The organism is Microcystis sp. M109S1 (genome assembly GCF_020247025.1).
Lineage (GTDB): Bacteria > Cyanobacteriota > Cyanobacteriia > Cyanobacteriales > Microcystaceae > Microcystis.
This window is the reverse complement of sequence record NZ_JADBRW010000295.1, coordinates 1-9,602: the sequence shown is the minus strand read 5'-3', so window position 1 is coordinate 9,602 and position 9,602 is coordinate 1. Positions and strand designations below refer to the sequence as shown.

The following is a 9,602-nucleotide window of genomic DNA, read 5'->3' as shown; positions in this document are numbered from 1 at the left end:
GGTCGCGAAAGTCTGAGGAGAGAACCACCTCTGGGTGGGATTTCGCCAGGAATCTAATTCAAGTCCACATCGTTGAGCCAGAAATTCTCAGCAGTGATGCTAGAAGAATCCACGTCCGTTTACGGCGTGGGGTATGTCAAAGCAGAATCTAGAGGCACTTCCCCACCAATAACAATTTCTGAGGGATCATAGGGGACCACCACAGAAAGAACACCTCGATCGGTAGCTGGGGTTTTCTGTCCAAATTTCCGATCATGACAATTCGATGCTACAATAACGTACGGTTAATCAGTCCGAATTTGCAGTAAAAGTCTTTGAGTCAATCTGTAGATACCACTAACACCCTAGACACTCTAGCTCAAGAACTAGCCGCCATTCAGCAGACCGGTTCTAAGCGCGTCGCTTTATTGGGTTCCCGTCACGTTCCCATCACGCACCAGCAATTGATCGAAATGATGGCCTATGCCCTCGTGCTGGCGGGCAATCGGATTATGACCTCCGGGGCGACGGGAACCAATTCCGCCGTCATTAAGGGGGCAATGCGGGCAGATCCTAATCTGTTAACCGTGATCTTACCCCAAAGTCTCGATCGCCAGCCCCTGGAATCCCAAGAACAACTCCAGCAGGTTATCCATCTGGTGGAATGTCCCGAAAATGACCATCTATCCCTAGGGGAAGCCAGCAGCCTCTGTAATCGCGAGATTATCAATCGTTGTCAACAGTTAATCTGTTTTGCTTTCCACGACAGTCAGACCCTTTTGCAAACCTGCGCGGAAGCGGAAGATCAACGCAAGCTAGTTACCCTATTTTATTTTGACTAAATTCCGCAATGAATCTCTCCGTCAGTGCCATTCTTCTCTATTCGATAGTGGCTGCCGCTATCTCTGTCTATCTACCTTTTCTGCTGGTCGGTTACGCTCGAGCTAAGGTGGGTTACGATACCTCCGCTCCCCGGGCAATGTTCGACCAACTCCCAGACTACGCTAAACGAGCAACTTGGGCCCATCAAAATGGTTTTGAAACCTTTATGATCTATAGTGCTGCCGCTCTCATGGCCTACGTTACAGGAGTCTCCTCATCCCTGGCCGCTAACTGTGCGATCGCTTTCGTGCTCCTCCGGCTTTTATTTTCCCTTTTTTATATCACTAATATCCCGATCGCTCGTTCCCTGATGTTCGGTCTTGGTTCTCTGTGTACCTATACTCTCTTTGGGTTAAGTTTATTCAAGATTCAGTAGAATTCCCCAAACCAGATGCAGGAGGGACGAGAAACGCTATAGTTCGGGAGCGGTAAAGAAGTTGCTTAACCCGAACTAAAGTTAATTTTGTTACTGATAAACTGGTAATTTGGGATTATCCACTGATAACAAACCGGTTAAAAGTGAGGCGGGTTTTTGACTATAGGGCCAGGCAAAAGCATGGCGAAAAGCCGCATCTTGACAAGCTTGTAATTGTCGAAAATCGATCACATCTAGGGTGAGTAAATTCTCGTACTCGAAGGGCAGCCGGACATTGTGTAAACCGGCATTATCGGTACAGATAGCAATATCAACCCCCGCTTCAAAACAGCGATCAAAGACTATCTTTAACTGGGATAAACTTTCGAGGGTGCCAGTTTTTAAATAGGTGGTGGGACAGACTTCTAAACATTGTTGACGACGGGCAACTTCCGGCAGCAGTTCCGGATATTGTAGGGGAATTTGAATACCGTGACCAATTCTTTGCAGATAGGGCAGTAATTGGGGATAACAACCGTCCTTTGTTTCGTAAAGATGGCCGGTGGTATTTAAACCCTCTTCCCGGGCATAACTGTATAAACCAGCAAATTCCTCTAGTCGAGTTTGGTAGTAGGAATCACCCCCGGCAATATCGATCGCACAGACGTATTCTTTCATCTCTAGGGCCAGATCAACGATCGCTTTGTTGACTTCGGAGGGAAGTCGCGAGTGCATACAGAGAATTTGACTGGTAATAATCGGATATTCGCTCATTTTCGAGGCTTGACCGACGATCTCGACAATCGATCGCATTTGCTCGATTCGCTCTGTTTGGTTCAAATGTTCGTCGGTGCGATAGTAGGGAGTATAGCGCAATTCTAAATAGGCAAGATTCTCGAAGATGTAAGCGCCGCGAATCAGACGATAGATAAAATAGGGCAAAGTTTGGGCGGTTTGAACACTTTCGACTAGGGTATGTAATTCTAAATACTCATCTAAACTATTACGTTCACGGGTGTAAAATTCCTCAAAAGCTTGGTATTCCGGGAATTTGGCCGCTAAATCCCGCTCATGTCTGTGAAAGTAGCGCCAGAGAATTCTCGGTACTACCGATCCCCCTAAATGCCGATGCAAATCTGCGTATAAAGCCACAACTCCGATGCTCCTTAGTCTCTCAAACGTTCCTTAAATATAACGAAGTTTTACAATTGTTTGACAATTGTTGCCAAATAGTATCAGTACCTATTCGGTGATCGGTTGGGTGTTGGGGAGCGGGGAGATAGTGAACAGTCGCTAGTGCAAGGCTCAGATCTGATCACCGATCACTGATTCAAGGCTGACAGCTAGAATAAGGTCATTAAACCTAAATAAAGCTTTAGGGAATAGAGGAGTGACAACATATACAATGATTGGGGTTTATAGTCAAGCAACCCTAAGCCTATGCCACGCCGTGATGACTTACAGAAAATCCTAATCTTGGGCGCTGGCCCGATTGTCATCGGACAAGCCTGTGAATTCGACTATTCGGGAACTCAAGCCTGTAAAGCCCTACGAGAAGAAGGTTATGAGGTAATTTTAGTCAATTCTAACCCAGCCTCGATCATGACCGATCCAGAAATGGCCGATCGCACCTACATTGAACCAATTCTGCCGGAAATTGTCGAGAAAATTATCGAGAAAGAACGTCCTGATGCGATTCTACCGACTATGGGCGGTCAAACTGCCCTAAATACCGCGGTAGCTTTGGCCAAAAGCGGCGTTTTAGAAAAATATAACGTGGAACTGATCGGGGCAAAACTCCCCGCTATTGAAAAAGCCGAAGATAGGGAACTATTCAAAAAAGCAATGGAGAAAATCGGTGTTCCCGTCTGTCCTTCGGGGATTGCCAACAATTTAGAAGAAGCAAAAGCGATCGCCCATCAGATCGGTTCCTATCCTCTCATTATCCGGCCGGCCTTCACTTTAGGAGGAACGGGGGGCGGTATTGCCTATAACCAAGAAGAATTTGAACCGATGGCCCAGTATGGTCTAGATTGTTCGCCTACATCGCAAATTCTCGTCGAAAAATCCCTAATTGGCTGGAAAGAATACGAATTAGAGGTAATGCGCGATCTAGCCGATAACGTGGTGATCATCTGTTCGATCGAAAACTTTGACCCGATGGGGGTCCATACCGGCGACTCGATTACGGTTGCGCCCGCCCAAACCCTGACCGATAAAGAATACCAACGCCTCCGGGACTATTCTAAGGCAATTATTCGGGAAATTGGCGTAGAAACCGGCGGCTCGAACATCCAATTCTCCGTTAATCCCACTAACGGCGACGTAATCGTGATTGAGATGAATCCCCGGGTATCGCGTTCTTCGGCCCTGGCATCGAAAGCCACGGGATTCCCGATCGCTAAATTTGCCGCTAAACTAGCAGTAGGCTACACTTTAGACGAAATTCCCAACGATATCACCAAAAAAACCCCGGCTTCCTTTGAACCAACTATCGATTACGTCGTCACCAAAATTCCCCGCTTTGCCTTCGAGAAATTCCCCGGCTCCCAACCGATTCTAACTACCCAGATGAAATCCGTCGGGGAAGCTATGGCTATCGGTCGAACTTTCCAAGAATCCTTTCAAAAAGCACTTCGATCCCTAGAAACGGGACGTTTTGGCTTTGGTTGCGATAAAGTCGAAACTCTCCCCCCTCTCTCGGAAGTCCGGGCTGGTTTACGGACACCTAACCCCGAACGAGTTTATAGTATCTATCATGCTTTTAAATTGGGCATGAATGGGGAGGAAATCCACGAACTAACCGGGATTGATCCCTGGTTCCTCGATAAATTGGCCGATTTGATGGAAACCGAGAAGTTTCTCAAACGAACTCCCCTGAAAAGTCTTAGCAAAGAGGACTTATTCGCCATTAAACAACAGGGCTTTAGCGATCGCCAAATCGCCTTCGCCACCAACAGCAGCGAGGACGAAGTGAGAAGTTATCGCAAGGGTTTAGGTATTGTTCCCGTTTATAAAATGGTGGATACCTGCGCGGCAGAATTTGAGGCCCTGACACCCTACTATTATTCCACCTACGAACAGGTGGAATCGGAAGTTTTACCCTCCGATAAACGCAAAGTGATGATCCTCGGTGGGGGTCCCAATCGCATCGGCCAGGGGATAGAATTTGACTACTGTTGTTGTCATGCCGCTTTTTCCCTCAGTCAAGCCGGTTTTGAGACGATTATGGTCAACTCTAACCCGGAAACTGTCTCCACCGATTACGATACCAGCGATCGCCTTTACTTTGAACCCCTGACCAAAGAGGATGTCTTAAATATCATCGAAGCGGAACAACCAGAGGGTTTAATTATTCAATTCGGTGGGCAAACTCCCTTAAAACTAGCCCTTCCCCTGCAAAGATATCTAGAATCGCCTAATTGTCCCGTAAATACCAAAATTTGGGGAACTTCACCCGATTCGATCGATACTGCCGAAGATCGGGAACGGTTTGAAAAAATCCTCCGAGAATTAGATATCCGACAACCCCCCAACGGTATTGCCCGCAGTTTCCAAGAATCCCAAGCAGTGGCTAAACGCATCGGTTATCCTGTGGTAGTACGTCCGTCCTATGTTTTGGGCGGTCGGGCAATGGAAATCGTCTATTCCGATAGCGAATTGGAACGCTATATGAAGTATGCGGTACAGATAGAACCGGATCACCCGATTTTAATCGATAAATTCCTCGAAAATGCCATCGAAGTGGATGTGGATGCCCTCTCAGATGCCACGGGAACAGTAGTTATCGGGGGATTAATGGAACATATCGAACAAGCGGGCGTACATTCGGGCGATTCTGCTTGTTCTATCCCCCATACGTCCCTTCCTGACTCAGTTTTAACCACAATTCGACAATGGACGGTGGAACTAGCGAAAGCTTTAAAAGTAATCGGTTTGATGAATATCCAGTATGCGGTACAGGGGGAGACAGTTTATATCTTAGAAGCGAATCCCCGCGCTAGTCGTACTGTTCCCTACGTTTCCAAAGCAACGGGAGTTCCTTTAGCAAAAGTTGCCTCCCTCGTCATGTCGGGCAAAACCCTAGCAGAATTGGGCATCACCAGCGAAGCAATTCCCCGTCATATTGCCGTGAAAGAAGCGGTTTTACCCTTCCAGAAGTTCCCCGGTGCTGATACTCTCCTGGGACCAGAAATGCGTTCTACAGGCGAAGTAATGGGGATTGACAGCGATTTTGGCAAAGCTTTCGCTAAAGCAGAAATGGCCGCCGGCGTGATTTTAGCCACCAGTGGGACGGTTTTTGTCTCGATGAACGATCGCGATAAAACCCCCATGGTTCCCGTGGTTAAGGATCTGCAATCCCTCGGTTTTCGCGTCGTCGCCACTTCGGGAACTCGTGAAGTTTTGTTAGAAAACGGTTGCGAAAATATCGATTTAGTGCTAAAGATTCACGAAGGCCGCCCCCACGTTATCGATTGGATCAAAAATGACTGGATTCAGTTTATTGTCAATACTCCCAGTGGTGAAGAATCCCAAAACGATGGCCGACAAATTCGCCGCACTGCCCTCGATTATAAGTTACCAATTATCACCACTATCGCCGGGGCAAAAGCGACAGTAGCAGCCTTAAAATCTCTGCAATCCCAACCTTTAGAGGTGAAAGCTTTACAGGATTATCTCGCCTAATTTTCAGTTATCAGTTATCAGTTATCAGTTATCAGTTATCAGTTATCAGTTATCAGTTATCAGTTCACTGAAAATACACCCCACTTCCTAATTCCCATGACCGATACTCTAAACGATTATAAAAACCTGATTAGTGAACTGATTAACCGTTATAAAAACCGCGTCGATTTCCTGACAATTCGTCTGGAAGAAGCGCGGGGGACGAATATTCTACTGCGTTCCGAACGAGTGGAAACCCTCAGCGAAGGTATTGCTATCGGTGGTCAGGTACGCGCTTGTTATCAAGGAGGTTGGGGATTTGCCAGCTTTAATCAATTATCCAGTTTACAGGAACGATTAGAAGATGCGATCGCTGCTGCCCGTTTAATTGGGGAAGAAGAAACCCTGATTGCTCCGGTAGAACCTGTAATTATCTCCTGTGAATTACCTTTAACGGGAACAGACCCGCGTTTAGTGCCATTAGCTGATAAAAAAGCCCTCTGCGATCGCTATAATAACTTACTGCGTCAACACCATCCCAGTATTGCCACTACTTCCGTCCGTTACAGCGATAGTAGTCAACATATTCTTTTAGGCACTTCTGACGGGACTTTAATCGAACAAAAATGGTCGGACTTAGAAATGCGTTTTTCGGCCACCGCTAGGGATGGGGACAGTGTACAAACAGGCCGGGAAACCACCGGATCCCGAAAAGCTTTCGAGGATCTGGTCAATTTAGAAGAACAGGTGCAAGGGTCGGCTAAACGGGCCGTACAAGCCCTAGTTTTGCCCCCTGTCAAGGGCGATACCTACACCGTCGTCATCGATCCCATTTTAACCGGTCTGTTCGTCCATGAGGCTTTTGGCCACCTGTCAGAGGCAGATATGTTATACGAAAATCCCGACCTTTTGGAAGTGATGAGTATGGGCAAACGTTTTGGACCAGATAACCTGCAAATCTTTGACGGGGCCTATCCGGAAGGTCATCGGGGCAGTTATTTTTATGACGATGAGGGAACCCCAGCGACGACGACTCAGTTAATTAAAGATGGGGTTTTGGTGGGAAGACTGCATTCGCGGGAAACGGCGGGCAAATTAGGCGAAAAACCGACCGGTAACGCCCGTTGTCTCAATTATCATTATCCGCCCATTGTCCGCATGACCAACACTTGGATTGAACGGGGAACCACTGCCGTTAAAGAGTTATTTTCGGGGATAAAAACGGGAGTTTATGCCCAAAATTGGCAGGGAGGCATGACTAACGGCGAAATGTTCACTTTTAGCGCCGGGGAAGCTTGGATGATTCGCGATGGAGAAATTGCTGAACCCGTTAAAGATGTGACTCTCTCCGGTAATGTCTTTAAAACCCTAGCCAATATTGAGGCAATTGCTGATGATTTCTACTGGGATGAGTCGGGAGGCTGCGGAAAAGGCGGTCAAAGTGGTTTACCGGTTGGCTGCGGTGGCCCCAGTCTCCGTATCCGCGATGTGGTCGTGGGAGGAGAAGCAGATATTCAGTAATCAGTAATCAGTAATCAGTAATCAGTAAAGAGTGAAAAGACAGTGGGAAACTACTAAGTAGGGAGGCACAATTATTTGTAGGATAGGTTAGCGGTAGCATAACCTATGCGGGCGTTGGGTTTCATGCTTCAACCCAACCTACGTTCATCTTATATTTAATTCCACCCACCTACTTATTTAATACTAATAACTGATAACTAATAACTGATAACTGATAACTGCTATAGCGGAGTTTCATACGGGCGAAATCTATCTCATTTTCTCGTCACTGTCTTCAATTTCTTGATCATCTTTATTGATTTCTTCTTTAAATCCCCGTAAAGTTTTCCCCAAAGCTGCCCCAAATTCGGGTATTTTTTTCGGTCCAAATATCAGGACAACAACTACAGCAATAATTACTATTTCTGGCCAACCTAATCCAAACATAATCTTTAAAGTAAAAAGTAAAAAAAGAGAAAGGATTCAGTATTCAGGAGTCAGGAGTCGGAAACTTAACGGTAATAACTGATAGCCGATAGCTAAAAAACTGATAACTGATAACTGATAACTGATAACCCCCTCTATACCACCACTTCAGCGCGTTTATAGGCTTCGTCGAGGACTTCTGAGAGAGTCGGATGGGTGTGGATGCGGAAAGCGAGTTCATGGACGGATTGGCGTTCAGCGATCGCATTAGCCGCTTCTTGAATTAAATCCGATGCGTGGATACCGATAATATGAACACCGAGTAATTCCCCCGTATCCTGACGATAAACGACTTTAGCGATGCCTTCCGTTTCTCCTTCCGCTAAAGCCTTAGAATTTCCCTTAAAATAGGTCTTGACAGAAGCGACCTTATACCCTTCTTCCTGTGCCAAAGCTTCTGCTTGCGGTTCCGTTAAACCCACATAACTAATTTCGGGGTGGGTAAAAGCGGCGGCGGGAATACTGCGATAATCGATGGTTTTTGGGCGATTACAGATATTTTCAATGGCTATTACCCCTTGACCCGAAGCAGCGTGAGCTAACATCATTTTACCCGTAGCATCGCCCACAGCCCAGAGATGGGGAATCGGTTCACCGTCCTGAATTACCTGCATTTTGTCATTAACGGCAATAAAACCGCGTTTATCCAGTTCTACCCCAACAAATTCCAATCCGAGATTCTTTGTCGCTGGGATTCTTCCTGTAGCGACTAAACAAGCATCTACTTCTAAAATTTCGATCGCTTCTTTGCTTTTTGCGTCCACCAGTTCAATGGCCACAGGATTTCCAGGTTTAATACTTTTTGCCAAAACTCCCACATAAGTCTCGATGTCTCTAGGTTTAATCAGAACTCTTTCAGCGATTTTCGAGATTTCTGGGTCAAATCCTGGCATGAGACTATCTAAAGCTTCGATCATCGTCACTTCACAACCCAAAGCGGTGTATATATCCGAAAATTCTAGACCGATATAACCACTACCGATAATTGCGATCCACTTGGGTAAAGTTTCCAATCTAACGGCCTCATCGCTGGTAAAAACCGTTTTATGATCGATCTCGATCCCCGGTGGGACAAAAGGAACCGACCCCGGACAGAGCATAATATCCTTAGCGGTGTAGATTTTTTCGCCACTATCCCCGATGACGCTAACTTTTTGCGGACCGGCGATTTTTCCCCAACCGTGGATAGTATCAACCTTGAGACGTTTAAGACTATTAGTGAGATCGCCTCTAATTTTACTGACAAGGTTGTTAGCATGATTAGCAATTGTCGGACGGTCAAAATTAACGCCACCGATGGCAATACCTAAACTTTTCAGATGGTCACTATCGGCCAATTCGCGCACTCGTCCCGAGGCTGCCAGTAAAGCTTTAGAAGGAATACAACCGCGATTGACACAGGTTCCTCCCATATCTTTGGCTTCGATAATAGCTGTTTTTAGCCCACATTTGACTGCGTGTAGGGCTGCCCCGTGGCCACCAACTCCAGCACCGATAATAATTAAATCGTAGTCGAATTCACTCATCGAAAATTTTGGGTCTGAAACCCCGTCGTTTCACGACGGCTTTACTGTTAAATACTAGCACATTTACGGAATATATGCTAAAATGTGAGACATGGAAAAAGCCTATTCTTACCGATTTTACCCCACACCCGAACAAGAGTCGCTATTGCGGCGCACCTTGGGCTGTGTAAGATTAGTTTACAATAAAGCTCTCCACGAACGAACACAAG

General features: G+C 46.3%; 8 protein-coding genes. 5 read left to right on the top strand and 3 right to left on the bottom strand.

Translation table 11 applies throughout. From position 1 onward, the window contains the following. Positions 1-314: 314 nt before the first annotated feature. Both IM322_RS14815 and IM322_RS14810 read left to right on the top strand, forming a co-directional pair. The gene (locus IM322_RS14815) at positions 315-821 is read left to right on the top strand and encodes a hypothetical protein (RefSeq protein ID WP_002741066.1); all 507 of its coding nucleotides are present in this window, start codon (positions 315-317) and stop codon (positions 819-821) included. Between the two features lie 8 nt (positions 822-829). Beyond that, the gene (locus tag IM322_RS14810; RefSeq protein ID WP_287675649.1) at positions 830-1,237 is read left to right on the top strand and encodes an MAPEG family protein; all 408 of its coding nucleotides are present in this window, start codon (positions 830-832) and stop codon (positions 1,235-1,237) included. Positions 1,238-1,327: 90 nt separating this feature from the next. Here IM322_RS14810 and IM322_RS14805 read toward each other — a convergent pair whose 3' ends face one another. After that, entirely contained in the window at positions 1,328-2,368 is a 1,041-nt protein-coding gene (locus tag IM322_RS14805; protein ID WP_287675650.1) for an adenosine deaminase, read from the bottom strand. A gap of 288 nt (positions 2,369-2,656) precedes the next feature. Between IM322_RS14805 and carB the strand changes: the two genes are divergently transcribed. After that, positions 2,657-5,902: a carbamoyl-phosphate synthase large subunit gene (gene carB, locus IM322_RS14800; protein WP_287675651.1), complete on the top strand. Its 3,246-nt coding sequence runs from the start codon at positions 2,657-2,659 to the stop codon at positions 5,900-5,902. A 96-nt stretch (positions 5,903-5,998) separates the two neighbouring features. Beyond that, complete coding sequence (locus IM322_RS14795; protein WP_287675652.1) at positions 5,999-7,402, top strand: TldD/PmbA family protein; 1,404 nt, start codon at positions 5,999-6,001, stop codon at positions 7,400-7,402. Positions 7,403-7,651: 249 nt separating this feature from the next. On the opposite strand, the gene tatA is transcribed toward IM322_RS14795, so the two are convergent. Together tatA and lpdA are read right to left on the bottom strand one after the other, a co-directional pair. Further along, the gene (gene tatA, locus IM322_RS14790) at positions 7,652-7,828 is read right to left on the bottom strand and encodes a twin-arginine translocase TatA/TatE family subunit (protein WP_286826291.1); all 177 of its coding nucleotides are present in this window, start codon (positions 7,826-7,828) and stop codon (positions 7,652-7,654) included. A 134-nt stretch (positions 7,829-7,962) separates the two neighbouring features. Then, positions 7,963-9,393: a dihydrolipoyl dehydrogenase gene (gene lpdA, locus IM322_RS14785; RefSeq protein ID WP_287675653.1), complete on the bottom strand. Its 1,431-nt coding sequence runs from the start codon at positions 9,391-9,393 to the stop codon at positions 7,963-7,965. Between the two features lie 91 nt (positions 9,394-9,484). On the opposite strand from lpdA, the gene IM322_RS14780 reads away from it, so the two are divergent. After that, positions 9,485-9,602 (top strand): helix-turn-helix domain-containing protein (locus IM322_RS14780; protein WP_287237603.1); only part of this gene is annotated, 118 nt, incomplete at its 3' end.